General features: G+C 42.6%; 15 protein-coding genes. 3 read left to right on the plus strand and 12 right to left on the minus strand.

The window, feature by feature from the left end; genetic code table 11:
• Positions 1 to 12: 12 nt before the first annotated feature.
• Together pdxT and pdxS are read right to left on the minus strand one after the other, a co-directional pair.
• Positions 13 to 612, minus strand: coding sequence for a pyridoxal 5'-phosphate synthase glutaminase subunit PdxT (gene pdxT / locus ABE28_RS12105; RefSeq protein WP_064464941.1), 600 nt, complete (start codon positions 610 to 612; stop codon positions 13 to 15).
• 1 nt (position 613) lies between these two features.
• Complete coding sequence (gene pdxS / locus ABE28_RS12110; protein WP_167353401.1) at positions 614 to 1,525, minus strand: pyridoxal 5'-phosphate synthase lyase subunit PdxS; 912 nt, start codon at positions 1,523 to 1,525, stop codon at positions 614 to 616.
• Between the two features lie 107 nt (positions 1,526 to 1,632).
• Between pdxS and pdxR the strand changes: the two genes are divergently transcribed.
• Positions 1,633 to 3,027 carry a MocR-like pyridoxine biosynthesis transcription factor PdxR gene (pdxR, locus tag ABE28_RS12115; RefSeq protein ID WP_064464937.1) on the plus strand — a complete coding sequence of 465 codons (1,395 nt, stop codon included), beginning with the start codon at positions 1,633 to 1,635 and terminating at the stop codon, positions 3,025 to 3,027.
• Between the two features lie 35 nt (positions 3,028 to 3,062).
• On the opposite strand, the gene ABE28_RS12120 is transcribed toward pdxR, so the two are convergent.
• From ABE28_RS12120 to ABE28_RS12155, 8 genes are all read right to left on the minus strand, one after another.
• Positions 3,063 to 4,394, minus strand: coding sequence for a D-serine ammonia-lyase (locus ABE28_RS12120; protein ID WP_064464935.1), 1,332 nt, complete (start codon positions 4,392 to 4,394; stop codon positions 3,063 to 3,065).
• 69 nt (positions 4,395 to 4,463) lie between these two features.
• A complete protein-coding gene (gene pabB, locus ABE28_RS12125; protein ID WP_064464933.1) occupies positions 4,464 to 6,209 on the minus strand; it encodes an aminodeoxychorismate synthase component I in 1,746 nt (581 codons plus the stop codon).
• 96 nt (positions 6,210 to 6,305) lie between these two features.
• Positions 6,306 to 7,328, minus strand: a complete 1,023-nt coding sequence (locus ABE28_RS12130; protein WP_064464931.1) for an LLM class flavin-dependent oxidoreductase — start codon at positions 7,326 to 7,328, stop codon at positions 6,306 to 6,308.
• Positions 7,329 to 7,422: 94 nt separating this feature from the next.
• Positions 7,423 to 8,412, minus strand: a complete 990-nt coding sequence (locus ABE28_RS12135; protein WP_064464929.1) for an LLM class flavin-dependent oxidoreductase — start codon at positions 8,410 to 8,412, stop codon at positions 7,423 to 7,425.
• 280 nt (positions 8,413 to 8,692) lie between these two features.
• Entirely contained in the window at positions 8,693 to 10,939 is a 2,247-nt protein-coding gene (locus tag ABE28_RS12140) for an AAA domain-containing protein (RefSeq protein WP_064465308.1), read from the minus strand.
• A gap of 230 nt (positions 10,940 to 11,169) precedes the next feature.
• The gene (gene pepF, locus ABE28_RS12145; protein WP_064464927.1) at positions 11,170 to 12,966 is read right to left on the minus strand and encodes an oligoendopeptidase F; all 1,797 of its coding nucleotides are present in this window, start codon (positions 12,964 to 12,966) and stop codon (positions 11,170 to 11,172) included.
• Between the two features lie 115 nt (positions 12,967 to 13,081).
• Positions 13,082 to 13,708, minus strand: coding sequence for an FMN-dependent NADH-azoreductase (locus ABE28_RS12150; RefSeq protein ID WP_064464925.1), 627 nt, complete (start codon positions 13,706 to 13,708; stop codon positions 13,082 to 13,084).
• A gap of 168 nt (positions 13,709 to 13,876) precedes the next feature.
• On the minus strand, positions 13,877 to 14,611 hold the full coding sequence (locus ABE28_RS12155; protein WP_064464923.1) for a YqcI/YcgG family protein: 735 nt from the start codon (positions 14,609 to 14,611) through the stop codon (positions 13,877 to 13,879).
• A 194-nt stretch (positions 14,612 to 14,805) separates the two neighbouring features.
• Between ABE28_RS12155 and ABE28_RS12160 the strand changes: the two genes are divergently transcribed.
• The gene (locus ABE28_RS12160; RefSeq protein ID WP_064464921.1) at positions 14,806 to 15,057 is read left to right on the plus strand and encodes an alpha/beta-type small acid-soluble spore protein; all 252 of its coding nucleotides are present in this window, start codon (positions 14,806 to 14,808) and stop codon (positions 15,055 to 15,057) included.
• 123 nt (positions 15,058 to 15,180) lie between these two features.
• Here the strand turns inward: ABE28_RS12160 and ABE28_RS12165 are convergent, their stop codons facing one another.
• On the minus strand, positions 15,181 to 16,392 hold the full coding sequence (locus tag ABE28_RS12165; protein ID WP_064465307.1) for an iron-containing alcohol dehydrogenase: 1,212 nt from the start codon (positions 16,390 to 16,392) through the stop codon (positions 15,181 to 15,183).
• Between the two features lie 115 nt (positions 16,393 to 16,507).
• The gene (locus ABE28_RS12170) at positions 16,508 to 17,395 is read right to left on the minus strand and encodes a R2-like ligand-binding oxidase (protein WP_064464919.1); all 888 of its coding nucleotides are present in this window, start codon (positions 17,393 to 17,395) and stop codon (positions 16,508 to 16,510) included.
• A 314-nt stretch (positions 17,396 to 17,709) separates the two neighbouring features.
• On the opposite strand from ABE28_RS12170, the gene ABE28_RS12175 reads away from it, so the two are divergent.
• Positions 17,710 to 18,186 carry a response regulator transcription factor gene (locus ABE28_RS12175; RefSeq protein ID WP_064464917.1) on the plus strand — a complete coding sequence of 159 codons (477 nt, stop codon included), beginning with the start codon at positions 17,710 to 17,712 and terminating at the stop codon, positions 18,184 to 18,186.
• The last annotated feature ends 38 nt before the right edge of the window (positions 18,187 to 18,224 follow it).

The raw sequence follows: 18,224 nt of genomic DNA on the forward strand, positions 1-18,224 counted from the left end.
GACAGCTGCTTTTTAACCGATTTTCAAATCTGCCTCTTTCAAGGATGCTTTTACCATATCTATAAAAAGTCGCATAAAACGATCATCACCCGTTAATTCCGGATGAAAAGCACTGACAAGGACATGTTCCTGTCTTGCAGCGACGACTTTATTATCATATTCAGCCAAAATCTCCACATCCACCCCAGCTCCAACAGCATATGGAGCACGGATGAAAACGGCTTTGAATGGTTCTTCCATTCCATTGATCGATAAGTTCGCCTCAAAGCTATCACGTTGACGGCCAAATCCGTTTCTTTTCACGGAAATATCCATCAATTCAAGATAAGCCTTTTCATCGCCAGACAAACGATTGGCCGCCAATACCATTCCCGCACAAGTACCGAAAATCGGTTTTTTTTGGTCAAAGAATGTTTTGATTGGACCCATAAAGCCATAGCGATCCATAAGCTTTCTCATCGTCGTACTTTCCCCGCCAGGTATGATCAAGCCATCGATTTCGCTTAACTGTGATGGTTTTTTTACGATTAATGCTTGCGCACCGGCTGAATCGATTTGGTTCAAGTGTTCTTCAATTGCTCCCTGTAATCCTAAGACACCGATCGTTATCATCTTACCAACCACGTTCCTGCATACGTTCTGCTGGAGCCAGCTTAGAAATATCGATTCCTTTCATTGCACTGCCTAACTCTTTTGACAAACGGCCTATTAATTCGTAATCCGTAAAATATGTAGTAGCTTGAACGATTGCCGATGCGAATTTTTCAGGATTTTCCGATTTGAAAATGCCAGAACCTACGAATACGCCATCTGCCCCTAATTCCATCATCAATGCAGCATCAGCTGGTGTAGCGATTCCGCCAGCGGCAAAGTTGACAACAGGCAATTTTCCTGTCCGCTTGATTTCTCTTAAAATCTCAAATGGAGCACCTATATTTTTCGCTTCCGTCATCAATTCGTCGTCACTCATTATACTTACCTTACGGATTTGGGACTGTACCTTTCTCATATGGCGAACAGCTTCCACTATATTTCCAGTACCTGGCTCTCCTTTTGTACGAAGCATTGATGCACCTTCGCCAATCCTACGAGCAGCTTCGCCTAAATCACGGCAGCCGCAAACGAAAGGAACTGTGAATTCACTCTTTAAAATATGATATTCCTCATCTGCAGGAGTCAGCACTTCACTTTCATCAATATAATCCACACCCATTGATTCCAAGATTCTCGATTCAACAATATGACCAATTCTCGCCTTGGCCATGACTGGGATGGATACGGCATTCATTACTTCCTCAACAATTCTTGGATCGGCCATTCTTGCAACGCCCCCAGCTGCCCGAATATCGGAAGGGACCCGTTCCAATGCCATAACGGCAACGGCACCAGATGCTTCAGCGATTTTTGCTTGTTCCGCATTGATGACGTCCATGATTACGCCACCCTTTTGCATTTGTGCCATTCCTCTTTTAACTGTTTCAGTTCCTAATAATTTTTCCACAATGATTCCTCCTAATATTTGCATTTTTTAGATTTGTTATTTAGTATAAAAAATAGTTGACCGCATTGAAAGTGTCAGTTTCCAACAATTTAATGGGTTCAGCAATTAAAAATCAATAAGGCGGGAACTAAATGAACATGCTAACGTGTGATTTAAATCGATTTTGTGACGTACCATTGTACGAGCAATTATATTCACATATTAAAAAAGAAATAATTGAGGGCAGGCTTCCGTTTGGAACAAAGTTGCCTTCCAAGCGGAAATTAGCAGAGTTTCTACAGATTAGTCAAAATACCGTCGAGACTGCATATGAGCAGTTGACTGCTGAGGGATACGTTGAAGTCATTCCGAGAAAGGGATATTATATCCAAACATTCGAGGATTTAGAGTATACGCAGTCTAAGCATGTTGCGTTGGAGCCATATAGAGTTCAACAAGGAGCAGTTCAGTATCACTTTCATCCAAGCCAAATTGATACGGAAAATTTTCCTTTTGAAAAATGGCGAAAATATACGAAAAACAAAATTGATGTGTCCCGTCAAGAGCTTCTGCTACTGGGCGATTCTCAAGGGGAATATGAATTACGCTGTGAGATAGCTCTTTATTTGTATCATGCCAGGGGGGTTCAATGTGTTCCTGAACAAATCATCATTGGTGCCGGAATGGAGATCTTATTGCAGCAGCTCGTCCTGCTTTTTGCCAAAAATACCATTTACGGTGTGGAGGATCCAGGTTATCACTTGATCCACCGCATTTTACGCAGCTATCCAAATGAAGTGCATCCTCTTGAAATAGACGAAGAAGGAGTAAAGGTCAACCCGATTGAAGATTCCAGCATCGATGTCGTGTATGTGACTCCTTCCCATCACTTCCCCTATGGGACGATTCTTTCCGTCAATAGGCGGACGAGGTTGTTGAATTGGGCGCAGGGCGGAGAAGACCGCTATATTATCGAGGATGATTATGATAGTGAATTCCGTTACAGTGGTAAAACGATTCCATCTTTACAAAGTATGGATGCTGGCGAAAAAGTCATATACTTGGGATCATTCTCCAAGTCATTGATGCCTTCCATCCGAATCAGTTATATGGTTCTTCCCGCTCCCTTGTTAGAAAGGCATCAGCAAGAATTATCCTTTTACCATTCAACCGTTTCACGAATTGATCAGCACGTCTTGACACAGTTCATGAAGCAAGGGGATTTCGAAAAGCATTTGAATCGGATGAGGAAAGTGTACCGCCGCAAATTGGACAAAGTGATCGAGTTGCTAAAACCTTATAAACCTATTTCCATCATTGGTGAGCGGTCAGGATTGCATATCGTGCTGATCGTGAGGAACGGCATGGATGAACAAACACTCATTCAAAAGGCAAATGAAAAGCACATTAAAATATATGGCCTTTCTGCCTATTCCATTGAAAAAATGGAAGAGCATCCCCCAACAATCATTTTGGGCTTTGCCGGCATCCCTGAAGCTGAATTGGAGAAGTCCATCCGCCTTTTATTGAATTCCTGGGGTTTGTAAAAAGAAAGAAGTTCACATCGTGAACTTCTTTCTTTTTACCGTTTAGCTAAATATTGTTCCATCATGTCCTTTGGCACCATGCTCCCGCCTGTCGCCCAGATGATATGCGTGGCGTCGTTCATTTTCCCTAGTAGTTTATGATCGTCAAGGTATTTTTGCCCTGTTGGATCCGACATAAGGTGTACGGGTCCATATGCTCCTGCCAGGGCGGATGGCTCTAAATAGTACCCTTCTGTCTCTGCCATCTGCCCGAGCAATTCAAATAATCGCTTATCTTCTATGGTATAGCTACCGCTTAGAATGGCAGTCATTAAACCGGAAACTAAGCCGGATGGCCTTCCGACGGCGAGTCCATCCGCTTCCGTTTTATTGTCGATTCCAAATTCCTGCACCGAGACTTTGTCATGAAGTCCTGTCATTAATCCTATAGTCATACATGGCGAATGCGTCGGCTCTGCAAAAAAGCAATGGACATGTTCACCGAAAGCAAGCTTCAGGCCATAAGTGATGCCACCGGGACCGCCCCCCACTCCGCAAGGCAGGTATACAAACAAAGGATGCTCTTCATCAACGCGTATCGAGCGATGCTTCAATTGATTCTTCAGGCGCTCAGCAGCCGTCGCGTAACCGAGAAACAAGTCCATCGAATCTTCATCATCAATGAAATGGCAATTGGGGTCAAGAGAGGCTTCCACCCGCCCTTCTTCCACAGCCTTACTATAGTCATCATCATATTCCTTTACAATGACACCCAGGCTTGTTAGCTTATCCTTTTTCCACTGCTTCGCATCGCCTGACATATGGACGGTAACCCGGAAGCCCAGCTTTGCGCTGATGATGCCGATGCTCATGCCTAAATTTCCGGTTGATCCGACGGCTATCGAGTAGTTTGAAAATAATTCCTTGTATGTATCGCTTGCAAGGATTCCATAATCATCCGTTTGCTTTAATCCGCCATGCTTCATGGCAATTTCCTCAGCACGCTTCAAGACTTCATAAATGCCTCCGCGCGCCTTGATAGAGCCGGATATGGGCAAGTGACTGTCGCATTTAAGCAAGAGTTTCCCCGTTATTTCAACGTTATAGGATTTTTCCATGTTTTTTTGCATGGAGGGAATTTCCACTAGTGGTGATTCAATAATCCCCTGCATAGTCCTTGTTTCAGGAAATGCCTCGACGATATAATCAGCAAATCTTCCCAACCTGTCTTCTGCCGATTTAACGTGGTCCGCTTGGACGATCGTTTCGTCCAACTCAGTACCGTAATCTGGATTAATCCAGAACACTTCATCCATTTGAATCAAATTATTAAGTAATTGATGCTTCCCTTGCCACTCCAATATTGACAAACCTGCGATTGTTTTCATCAAGAGATCCCTCCCAAAATAAATATCTACATGCTACACTTCGGTTTACTTGGCTGTTTCCATTTCTGATCAGAAGGTTAGATGAACTTTTAACATCCCTCTCACACTATTAATAAACCATATTTCTTCGACCATGGTCAGATCATCCTTTGAAATTGCCCTTTCCTTGATGATGTTTCTGGTGATTAAATCCTGACGAAAAGTTCCTGCCAGGAGTCCAGCTTCGTTTGGAGGGGTAAATAGGTTGCCCCCGATCTTCATCACTACATTTCCGTTCGTGAATTCCGTAATGAACCCTTCTTCATTCCACAGCAGGACATCAAAGTAGTCAGGGTGATTCGCTTGAAATTTTTCATATACTGCACGATTGGTCGTCTTATGAAAAAGAAATGGATTTCCGCTGGATATCGGGCCTTCCGCCAAGATGACAGATACAGGAACTATTGAATCGAATGGCTTGATTGGTTGACTGGAAACTTCAAAATCCCCCTTTTCATTTAGCAGGATTCTTACTTTTTGCAGCTCGCCTTTATTTGATTCGGCATGCTTTTGGACCTCATTTCTAAACTTAGAATCAAGGAACTGAAATCCAAAATAAACCGCAGAATTTTTCATCCGCTCAATATGCTCCTCCAGCAGATGGTACACGCCATCTTCAAGCTTAATCGATTCCAATAACTTGTAGGCAGGCCTTTCCGCTGACAGTAGTTTAGCCTTTAAGAATGCTTCTTCATATTCTTCGGTCAATTCGGAATCCCAAGTGATCCCCCCGCCCACTCCATATTCGGCTTTACCTGTATCCTCATCGATGACAACCGTTCGGATCGGCACATTAAAAACGGCTTCGGATTCGGGTGTGATATATCCAATCGCACCACAATATACCCCGCGTGGTGAGTTCTCGATTTCGGAGATGATCTCCATCGTCTTGATTTTTGGTGCGCCTGTTATCGATCCGCATGGAAAAAGCGCCTTGAATATATCAATGATTGTTGTGTCTGGCTTCGTGTCGGCAGTTATGGTGGAGGTCATTTGCCAAACCGTCGGGTATTTTTCAATTTCCTTAAGCTGCGGTACTTGTACGCTTCCTTGGACTGCAATCATTCCGAGGTCATTCCTGAGCAGGTCAACAATCATATAGTTCTCCGCTTGATTTTTTTCTGAAGCCTCTAACCAGGCTGCATGGTCTTGATCCATTTTCAGTGTCATTCCCCGCTTTACCGTTCCTTTCATGGGACGTGTAACGAGTTGTCCATTTTGCCATCGGAAGAATAGCTCGGGGGAGGCAGATAAGATCCGATGCGTCCCTACGTTCAAATATGCACTGTAATTTGATTGTTGTGCTCTCATTAAGCGATCGAAGAAAGCGAGGTCGTCCCCCTCGAACATGGATTGTAAACGCATAGTATAATTCACTTGATATGTATTTCCCTGTTTGATTTCTGATTTTATGTTTTCAAAGCCGGCACGATAGGAATCGGAATCCGTTTCTGATTTCCAATCAGCCAACTGGAATGCCCCAGAAGAACTTTCCGGTAATCCTTCCGGCTTCTCAAAAATCCCGAACCATAATAGGGGCATGTTTCCGGCATGCTTCACTCGAAAGGAGCTTTCAAATGCCGGTGCGGCTTCGTAGGAAACATAGCCTGCTGCATAACGCCCCTGCTCTACCTCTTCCTGCACCTTTTGAAACTGGGGAAGGACCTCTTCGATGCTATATGCACGAAAGATTTTTATTGGGTTCGTAAAGGATAGCGGCTTGATGTCTCCTTGTTTATCAGTAAAGTGAAATATAAGGGATTCGTCTCGTTTCATTCTTCTCTCCTGCCTTTTTGTTCATAGCGTCAATCGTTATGTATTTGATAAAAAAGCTTGCAGATACGTAATCTGCAAGCTCATTCACATTGGGATTTATTTCATTCCAGTGATTTCTGCAATGATTTCATAGGAACGAAGGCGTGCACGTTGATCATAAATAGCGGAATTAATGATCATTTCATCCGCCTGGGTTTCATCTAAAAATCTTTGCAATTGTTCTTTTACTTCTTCCGGATTTCCGATGATGGAAGCGTTCAGTTGTTTCATGACAATGGCCTTTTCATATTCTGTCCATATGCCCTCCATCGTATCAACTGGAGGGGACAATTGTCCAGGAGTATTCCGAATCAAATTCAAAAACTGCTGTTGATAAGACGTAGCGATCCTTTTTGCCTCTTCCGTCGTATCGGCTGCGAACACATTGATCCCTACCATTACATATGGCTTATCGAGCACTTCCGATGGTTGAAAATTATTGCGGTAACGGGCTAATGCCGGTTGAGTATTTTCAGGGGAAAAATGGCTTGCAAAGGAAAATGGCAGCCCTAGCTGTGCTGATAATGCAGCACTGAAGCCGCTTGATCCCAGCAGCCAAATTGGGATATCCTGTCCTTCACCAGGTATGGCCCGGACCCGATTATGTTTCGAATCAGCATCTAAATAACTACGTAGTTGGGCCAACTGTTCAGGGAAATCCTGACCATTATTTCGTTCGGCGCCGCGAAGGGCCATGGCGGTAAATTGATCGCTTCCCGGTGCACGTCCCAGCCCCAAATCTATTCTGCCAGGATACATTGCTTCCAGTGTTCCAAATTGTTCCGCGATAACGAGCGGAGCATGATTCGGAAGCATGATGCCCCCGGAACCGACCCTGATCCTTTCTGTCTTTCCAGCAACATGGCCAATAAGTACCGATGTTGCCGAGCTTGCGATACCAGGCATGCTATGGTGTTCGGCAACCCAGAAACGGTTGTAATTCCATTGCTCAGCATGCTTGGCCAATTCTACTGTATTTTTAAATGCTCCGGAAACTGAACCGCCCTCAACTATCGAAGCCAGGTCCAGAACGGAATAAGAAATGTCGCTAAGTGTTTTTTGATGGCGATCAGCATTCATATCCTCAACTTCTTTCTATCAATTATGATTAATTGGACGCAAAGTCATCATATAGAAAATGGAGATAAAATGCACACAAAATGCTTGAAGCATTTTAACCATGTAAAAGCTCCCTTGCAACCAAGCGATACGAATTCAGCTTGTCCTCCAATTTGTGGGTGATGGTCATGATCATGATTTCATCTGCTTGATATTTATCCCGAATATCCAGGAGTCTTTGCTTCACTTGAGAAGGTGTTCCAATGATCATTCTTTTATGGTCCATCTCCAACAATCCTTTTTCTTTTTCGTGTTTTCTTACCTCTTCCTTACTTGGAACCTTTTTCTTTTCGCCTTGACCAATTTGAATTTGCCAAAGCATGTTGCTAAGAGCGATTTCCTTTGCATATTCCTCGGTTTCTGCACAAATGACCGCAACCGTGACGATCGTTTTTGGAGCCTTCAGGTCCCCTTTTATTTGGAACAGTTCCCGGTATTGCTTCAAGCTCTCCACTCCATCATTTTCACTCATGAATTCACCGAATGCGTATGCTGTTCCATTCTCTGCTGCAAGAATTGCGCTTTTTCCACTTGTTCCCAATAACCATACTTCCGGCTGAATGCTTGGAATGGGGGCAGCCGAAAACTTTGAAAAAAGATGATCTTTCGAAGAACCTTGTCTAATGAAATCAAGCAATTCCTTTACACGTTCTGGCATTTTATATACATTTTGAAGAAAATTATCATTTAATGCCATCGTTGCTTCCGCAGATCCACCTGGAGCACGGCCTATGCCAAGATCAATTCGTCCTGGTAAAAGGGCAGCAAGCATATTATAGGTCTCCGCTACCCGGTATGGCTTATAATGCGGAAGCAGCACAGCCCCTGATCCGATTCGAATATTCTTCGTTTGAGCACCGACATAGCTTATCAGCACCTCAGGAACCGAGCAAGCCAGGCCAGCCAAGTCATGATGTTCAGTAAACCAGATGCGGTGATAACCAAGCCTGTCTCCCTCTTGTGCAAGTTCCAGTGAAGCCTGCAACGCTTCTTGAGCGGTCTGACCCGATGCAATCGGTGATTGATCTAAAATGCTCAGTTTCATTATCTTCCCTCACTTCTTGACTTCCGTCTCTTCATGGTAAGACAAAACGAGTCGGAAGTCGCCTAAAAAAGCTTGCTTGATTATTTTAGTTTGTTGTTCTTAGCTGAAATTATGAGGAGCTCATACAAAACTTGGGGATTCACGGACTATAATATATTCTGGCGAGGTTATTTATGGAAGATACTTAGTAAACTACAAAGAACCTTCGATTTACACGTAAAAAAAGACTGTAGACAACCTACAGTCCTTAATGCCCCTTGATTGTTGGAACCATTCTTTTTTATTCACTTTTTTTGAATTGAAAGAGTAATTCATCAGCCATCATTTCCGAATCCAAGCGAGCTGCCACAAATGGTGGCTGGACACGATTATTGGACTCAACAGGCAACCCTAACCAGACAACTCGTTTATCGATGATGAAAAAAGCAAAGGAAACGGGTAAACAAATGAAAGAATCTGAAATGATATCCTCATTCCTTTTGGCTGAAATGATCGTCAATTTTACTTCTGGCCTTCGTTTCAGCAAATGCTGCTGCCATTCTATCGGCAAACTCTTCAAGTCCGGTATAGCCATGATCACATCTCGTTTGGCGGTTTGGATATCTTCCATGAAATCCGCCAATTTCCGGGCATGCATCCATTGCAACTTTGGATGCTGGTGGTTAACCCATGTTCCAATATCCTTTTTCGTTACCACCTGATCATTTTGCGTTTGATGATCGACAAGCTGGCGAAGTGTCTTGCTTCGATAAACATGCTTGTTGATGAATGACGTATCACATACATGGACGAACTTTCCTTTCGTCCTTGTTATCGCAACATTAATGAGCCTTTCACTTTCTCTTCCCGTCAGCAGCATACCTGCCCGATTTTGCGGATAGCTGTCGACTGTATCAAAAATCATCATATCCCTTTCACTGCCCTGGAAGCGATGAACTGTTGCAGCGATGATATCGGCCGTATGCCTTTCTTCAGCATATAAATCATCCAATAATTTATCCATCAAGTCTGCCTGAGCACGATATGGTGCAACATAACCGATGGACCTTGCTCCGCCAATATACGCTTCATGAATCAATTGAAACGATAAAAGCAATTGCCAAACATTCATTCTTGAGTGGGATGTACGTTCGGTCATGCAGTATTCTCCTGACAAGCTTGTATCAACAAGTGCTGCTGCTTTGTTTGCAAACGGTTCTGCCAGCGTGATGCTTTCCCTGCTGGTCGCAACGCTATCATGATCACCAACGAAGTTGTTATAAACGACCCGATTGGTAAAGGCCGATATGTCCGGATGCATCCTGCGCTGTTCCTTCAATAAGAACAAATGTGGGTGAAGCTCCCCATCCTCCACTGATTGAGCGACACCCGCACGATGGAAGATATCTTCCTTCAGCCAAAGCTTCACAAGTGAATCACGAGCTGAAGCAATGGGTGGCAGTTGTTTGAAGTCACCACACACGATAATATGTTTCGATAACGCTGCCGCAAAAGCCACTTGGGGTACGTAAGCCATGCTCGCCTCATCCAAAATGACCAGATCATATTCCTTTTGATAAATCGTTTCGTCATTTGCGGCCTTTGCCAGGGTAGTTCCAATGATTTTTGCTTCTTTTACGAATTGGACTTCCTTTTGCCGGATCTTCTCCAATACTTTTGCCAGTTTCTTCTCCAATTCGAGTAATTGATCAGTATCCCTTTTGCTGAATGAACCGGCCAAGTCGTGTTTCAATAACCGTTTCTGCTCCGCAAGCTCTTCTTTTTCCTGCACTAACAACGGTTCATGTTTTCCTAATAATGTCCCTGTAACGATATCCTCATGAATGGCAAGCGTTTCCCCGATTCGAGAACCGTATCTAAGGACATCGCCTTCCTTGAAGCGTTCTTTCTTTTTGATGAATGAAGAAATCTCCGCCATCATGACATCGACCGCCTGGTTGCTATGTGACAAGACCAATATTTTTTTATCCTGAAGATAGTGATTGGCAACGGTTCGTGCCAATGTATAGGTCTTCCCTGTCCCCGGTGGTCCCCATACAAAAGTGACGGGATTGAACTTCGAACGTGCATACAATTCTTTTACGCTGCTTTGTTTGTCACTTACAGGATGCTTAGGCAGCATCGAAGGATCCATCAACCTCTTGATTCGGAGCCTTTTCTTCTTGCTTCTCTTGATTTCATCCAAGCGGGTAATCAATTGTTCAAGCAATTCCCATGGATCATGGAATAAAAATGCTTCGCCGATCATATCGCCTAATGAGCGTTCAAAAACAATGATGATACTTTTCCCTTCTGATGAAAGGATTCTTCCATCCTGTTTGATTCCCCCCCATTCGAGTCGGACGATGGAACCGACTGGGATATTTATCGATGCGCCTGTTTCGAAATAATAGCTAAAAGAACCATCGCCATTGAGCAGATGGCCGTTTGATACGAGGTATTTAGTGCTGCCGAATTTTTTCAAGTGCAGGATTTCCAGCTGTAGTGCCTGCTGCCATTCTTTTATATAATTAACTGTCGAATTCATTTTTTCACTTTCCTCACAAAATATGCCGTTGATTAAAGAAACTGGCCAACTGGCTTGGCCCTGATGTGAATGCTGCCCCTGAATTCCCTTGACATTGTTTTTCGCAAAGGAGTATCTTTCATATAAAATAAGGCCCAATCAATAGATTGGGCCTCTCATATGCCAATAGCTTTACTATAGCATTTTTTTCAGATACATACCATGGGCTCTTTTGGAAGAAATGGTTTAGTTCATCCTTTTGTCAGCTCGGTGAATTGATCGACCAATTCGCTGAAGATCCTCATCGCATTTTCAATCGGTTCTGGTTTAGTTAAATCGACACCTGTTTTCTTAAGAAGCTCGAGTGGAAAATCCGAACTTCCGCTTTTCAGGAAGGTCAAGTAAGTTTCGAGTGCTTTTTGATCGCCAGAAAGAATCCTATCTGCAATCGTAATCGCGGAAACATAGCCTGTAGCATATTTGTACACATAAAATGGGCGATAAAAATGGGGGATGCGTGACCATCCATATTTCACTTCTTCATCAAAAATTATTTCCTCGCCATTATAAGTACGGAAAATCGTTTCATAAGCAGTATTAAAAACGTCAGCATTCAACGGTTCATCATTTTCCGCTTTTTCATGGACAATTTTTTCAAATTCCGCGAACATTACCTGTGTGAAGAATGTTCCCTTGAAACTATCAATGAAATGGTTCAACAAATGCTTTTTCTTTTGCACTTCTTTTGTAGTCTTAATTAAATGGCGAATCAGCAGAATTTCATTCACAGTCGAAGCGACCTCGGCTACAAAGATGGAGTACCCTGCCGTTATTTGCGGCTGGTATTTCGAGCTAAAATAGGAATGCATTCCGTGTCCGGATTCATGTGCCAAAGTGAATACGCTGTCTAAATCATCACGGTGATTTAATAAAATGTATGGGTGGACGCCATAAAGACCTAAATTATAGGCTCCCGACCGCTTACCAGGCGTTTCCCGGACGTCGATATATCTTTTTTCCTTAAAGGTTTTCAGGATGGATATATACTCTTCACCGAGGGGCTTCAATGCCTCAAGCATCAAAGCGAAACCTTCATCGTACGAAATCACTTCTTTTGCTCCTTCGACCAATGGCACACTTAAATCATAGGCACGCAATTCTTCTAAGCCGAGCAGACTTTTCCTTAAGTGAATGTACTTGTGCATGGGACCGATATTTTGTTTAGTAGACATAATTAAATTATCATATACTTCCTTCGGTACTTGATCGCCAAACAGTGATTTTTCCAAGGCAGAAGGATATTGCCTTAGTTTCGATAGGTTCACATTATTTTTGATTGCTGTGGAAAGTGTGGAGGCAATCGTATTTTTCAGCTGTAAATACGGTTGATAATGTGCGATATAAGCCTCTTTCCTTTTTTCTCGATCATCATCTTCAATTAATTTGGCATACATCCCGCGGGTAAGCTCCACCTTTTCACCGTCTTCATTTGTCACCTCGCCAAATTTGATATCGGCATTATTAATCATTCCAAATGTTTTTTGCGGTGCAGAAAAGGCTTCGCCAATTTGGGACAGTACCTCTTCTTGCTCTTTCGCTAACACATGTTCTTTATAGCGATACGAATCAAGTAGATCTTCTTCAAAATATGTTAAACCTTCGACCTCTTTTATGTACCCCTTTAACTTTTGTTCCTCGAGGCTCAAAAGAAACGGCATGAAAAAAGCAGTTGCGTTACTGATTTTCTGCCCTAGCTGTCCTGCTCGATCGAGTAAGGCTTGAGAGGATGTAACCCTTGTATCAAGATCCGCTTGAAGCATGGCAAATACATAAAGCTTGTTATAGATGTATCCAAGCTCCTCACTTAAACGTAAATACTCAAATAAGCCTTGAGCGGAGCTGATTTGGCCATCATAGGTTTTTAATTTTTCTGTCATCTTAAGAACTTCCTGATAATCCTTTTCCCAAGTTGCCTGATCGTCATAAATATCTTTTAAATTCCACTTTTCTTCTTCTTTGATCTCATCACGTGTTTTATACGACTCCATATGGCACTTCCTTTCAAGCTTGATAGCCTTACCCTTTATTATAATCGACTTTCCGAAAAATCTGCATAGAAAAACCAGTATGCTAAAAAACATACCGGTTTTGTCGTTCAGACCATTAGAATTTTGCTGCAGTTTCGGCCACTTTCGCCAATCCATTCGCAACAATGTCCTGAGTTTTGTCTGGATATTGATTGTGTCCCTGGATGATGACCGTTTCCAGGTCCGTAATGCCCCATAAATTTAAATTCATCGTTACGTATTTCTCAGCCATTTCGGCAGCGTTCATTTCTGGCAACGCATAGTCCGAGCCGCGAGCATTCAGCAATGCCACTTTTTTACCTCCAGCAAGACCTACCGGGCCTTCAGCTGTATATTTGAATGTTGTACCTGCTTGGGCAAGGTAAGAAATATATGTGATCAGTGGAGCAGGTACGGTTGCATTCCATAATGGGAAGGCAAAAACCACTTTGTCAGCAGCTAGGAATTGATTTAAGTAGGATTGTACGATATCAGCAATCTTCACTTCTTCTTCTGTCAATTCCATACCTTGACTTCGTTTATATAGCGCAGTGATGGCTGTATTCCCGTAATATGGTAAGTTTAATTCAAATAAATCCAGTTCAGTTATTTCATCGTTACTGTTCGCTTCCTTGTATGCGTTCAAAAACGTTTCATACATTTTCACGCTTATTGATTGTTCCGCTGGACGGTCGTTCGACTTAACAAATAGCACTTTAGACATTTTCAGGTCCCCCAAATGTTTTTTATATTGGTAAAATACTGTCAATCCATATATCTCGAATTAACTGCAATCGATACTATCACATTATAAATCCGAAATGATAATTAGGCAAGAAATATGTTTTAAACAATACGGATGAAAAAAAAATCGAGAACCAATGGCTCTCGATTAAGGTAGTTCTTTGTGATGAAAGGGGCATTTCCCTTTTATCGGTTCGATATCATCACCGATGAAAAATTGTTTCCACTCATTATGGTTTACATCCCCAAAGTGGCTGATATCAGGGTGTTTAGGGAGATTATCCCACTTTTCCACCCTTTCACGAACCTTCTCACGTGACATGATACCGCCTTTTTCCGTTCCTTCCAACCCCTCAAAAATCATTCTCGGCTGAAATCCAAGAACAAGACTATTTCCTAAATCACGGGTTTTACGCTGTTTATATGCTGGTGCATTACCAAAGACGAATATTGGCTCCCCGGCAAAATGATAATCCCATAAATAATGTTCCGGATCTTTCGGCTTTTCAATCGGCCAAGGTTTCTTGTCCTCCTTATGCAGGAATTGCAGGATATCCCAAAAACGCTTTCGGTATAGTTCGATATCTCCTTCTTCCTTCTCAGGCTCCATAAAGACAAACAGCCCGTGCCTGATATAGGGCGGCTCCTGAAATAAACCTAAAAAGCTTTCGACCGCTTTTGGAAGATTCGACCAATCTTTCTGCGTAATGTAAGCATACCGCAGCTCTCCTTTATTCTCGGCCTTCATGCCAAAATAACAAGGAAATGTTTTATCAGTCACCGTTTGATGGAATGTTTGATATTCTTTTAACAACCATTGTGGAACTCGATCGGGATTCGTCATATCCTCTTTGGTCAATAAACCTGTTTTCGAAGTCAGCATCACGTTTCTCCTTATATCGTTTTTCCTATGTGTACCCACGCAAAATGAATTGAAACTTTCTTGCTCTTGCTCTCTTACATAATCCTATTAATTTTCCAAGCTTAACATGACTGTCATTTAAGGAATATACCGAAAACCCAAAATTGTTTTCCCGCTTTTAGGTTAACCTAAGAAAAAAAGAGGAGGTTTGGATGATGGCAAGGAGAAATAAGATCCTGATTGCTGAAGCGAGAAAAGGGCTTGATGACTTGAAGGCCAAGGTGGCTGGTACGGAATATCCTCAGGATGCAAAGTTTGAGGTGGCGAAAGAAATCGGCGTGCCGCTAAAAAAAGACTATAACGGTTTGTTGACGGCAAAAGAAAACGGCAAAATAGGCGGCAGGCTTGGCGGGGGAATGGTCAAGGAGCTTGTTAAGATGGCTCAGGAAAAGTTAATGAAAGAATAAACATACTATTCAGGAACAAAAATGAGAGCGATCGCTTGACCAACAAAAAAAGCGGCATACATTGAACGGCACCCAATGGTTAGACTACAACTAACTATTGAGGTACCGTTTTTTTGACATCTATTAATTGATTCCAACAGGGGCAACACGCGAAGCAACTGATTTTATCAATTCTGCGGACATCGGAAAATTGGCGGCAGCTGGATCCTTCATGACGGCTTTTACAATTTTTTCAACATCCAATTGGCTAACCTGGTAATCACTGAAATCAGATGGCAGACCAAGATCACTCATAAAGAAACGGAGCTTTTCAATTACGTTCGCCAAGATATCCTTTGCATCCTCATCGTCAAATTTCACTTTAAAAGCTTCAGCTATCAAACGGATTTTGGGCACGTATAAATCAGGGATGGACTCCATGACGACTGGCAGGAAAACAGCATTGGCCAATCCGTGAGGAATGCGGAATAATGCACCATACGCATGGGCGAAATTATGGATCGGTATGGCATTCAGGGCACTGGAAAAAGCGGTGATTCCCATCATGCTTCCATGCAGCATTTCCATTCTAGCTTCGATATTCATTCCATCCTTTACAGCAATGGGTAAATTTTCTTCGATGACACGAATGGCTTGAAATGCATAGGCATCCGTTACAGAGGTTGCTTGTGGAGAAACGATCGCTTCAATTGCATGCGTCAAAGCATCTGCTCCAGTAAATGCAGTGATATGGGCCGGCAAACCGACAGTTAAGTTTGGATCGAGAATGGCCATATCGGAACTTAGATAGACATTATATATATTCATTTTCACTTTAATATCCTCGTTATATATGACGGCGATGGGAGACACTTCAGACCCTGTCCCTGCTGTCGTTGCAACGGATATATGAGGGATGTTCATGGGCTGCGCTTTTGGAAAGCCCTCATACAGATAACCTCTTGGTATTGCATCATTTATTTCGGTGATTCCCTTAAATAGCCCAAATTTCAGCGCTTTAGCTGTATCCATGACACTTCCGCCGCCAACGGCAAGTATCGCATCTGCTTGGACTTCACGAGCATAATTCAATGCTTCATTCACACAGTTGCTTCCTGCATCTTGTGTTACCTTGAGAAATTCCCCTACTATTTCTGGACCAGCATTTAAAGTCGGATCCTCAAAAACTTCGGTAACCTTTTTAACAACTCCAGCGTTTTTCAATCCTTCGTCACTCACGAGAAGGATCCGTTTTGCTCCAAGACCTTTGAATAGCCCCGGTATGAGGGAACGTGAATTAGAACCACTATAAATTGAAGACCTTAACCAAAAATTAGAAAGACTATCTAAACCCATATTTCCCCACCCCATATTCATTGTTTTTTTTGATAGACGATGCTTACCCATTGCCTTTATAACCTTTTTTTCATTCGCAATCGACGGGGTAACTGAAAGGAATTTCAGCAACCGATCATAAAACCCCATACTCCTTTTCATGGCTATGATAAATTTCCTCAATCCGCTTCCCTTTTGCCCTTGCCAAGATCTCCATCCTTACAGCTAGCTGTTTCATGGTGAAATCCAACACCGCTTGTTTGTCGTTACCAAAAGGGTTCCCTGACCGCTCATATCCCTCCGTGTTCAGCGCAATGGCCATGGGTGCAAGCTCTTCCATCCTCTTCTCGACCTGGTCGAAGATATGTGGGTGTTCACTGATGATCCGTTGCAGAAGGAAGGTCCCATACGCAATGTGGCGTGACTCATCCTTCTTCAAAAGACCCACACCTTTTAACAAGCCTGGCATCATTTTATTCGCTTCAAGTGTCTGATAAAACCCGAAATATCCGGTTTCTGCAAGAACCCCCTCCGTAAACATGTTGTAAACCGTGGCTGCTTCTGCCATTGCTTCCGGTGATTGGTCCGTTAAAAGTTTCTCCATCGCCTCAGGCAAAATTTCGTAGAAAATCGCTTTATACGTATTTGAGTGAAAAAGCGTCAAATCCCCTTTTTCACCGATTTGATCAAGTGTATATCGAAAAAACTCCATATGTTTCGCTTCCTCGAACAAAAAGGTCGTCAGGTACATTTCCTCTTCAATCCTGCCCTCTTTGGCAATTGTCAAAATGAGCGGAAGTAAATCCAATGTAACCGCTTCTTCTCCACCTTGAAAAAGGGCAATGATCCTTAATAACACCTCCCTTTCGATATCAGTGAATGACTTCCAATCTTCTTTGTCCTGACTGAAATCTATGTCACGAGGATTCCACACGCCGAATTTCTTGGCCTTTTGGTAAAGTTTAAACGGAAGGATATCTTCTCTAAAGCTCCGGCTCGTAGTCGTTAACCCCATTCTTTTCATTTCGCTTCCTCCTCTAGTTTATGCAGCCTCAATATTGTAAGGGCTTTCATAATATTGTAAGATATTAGTAGGGACTCGACCAGCACTGAAAATGTAGGGAGGAATAAAGTCGAATGCTAGCGGAAACTGTCATGAACCATGTTAAAAAGATAACCCATCAAAAAGAAGGCGCCAACAAATCACAAATGATCATAAGGGGCTGTGTGGACTTTTTTCCATTTCACCGAGCTTCCTTATTCAGTTATTTTCAAGCTTAACAGGTATCGGTGAAGGAATATGTGCTTGTACAAGGGAAAATACTTTTTCTTTAGAGCATGTTAAAGAAAATATTCACGATATCTATCCCATTCATCCATAATCAACCGATATATTTAACGTTCCAGCATGCAAAATCCGCCATCCCTGCAAAATACATAAAGAGATTTAACATTGCTTCCTTGGCGATCATCCCGATAATTGTCAAGGAAACGGTGATCGGCATCGTCCTGGTAGACCCTAAAAAGCACAATGAGCCGGTTACCAAGAATGATCTAATGATGCTTTCCCATTATTTGAAGCTAGCAGTCAGTTCGACTTGCAATCCCGATTCTCCCCAATACCTTTTAAGCAAACGTGAAGTGGAGGTCTTACAGCATTTAGCCAATGGCTTGGGGTTAAAGCAAATGGCTCCAAAAATGAAAGTAAGTGAATATACGGTCCGCGATCATATTTCTTCTGCAATCAGGAAATTAGGGGTTACACACCGGACGGAGGCTGTAGCAGTTGCACTAAGGAACAAAATGATCATATAAAAATAAAAAACCTTCAAAGAAGGTCTTAAAATGCATAA

The organism is Peribacillus muralis (genome assembly GCF_001645685.2).
GTDB lineage: Bacteria > Bacillota > Bacilli > Bacillales > DSM-1321 > Peribacillus > Peribacillus muralis_A.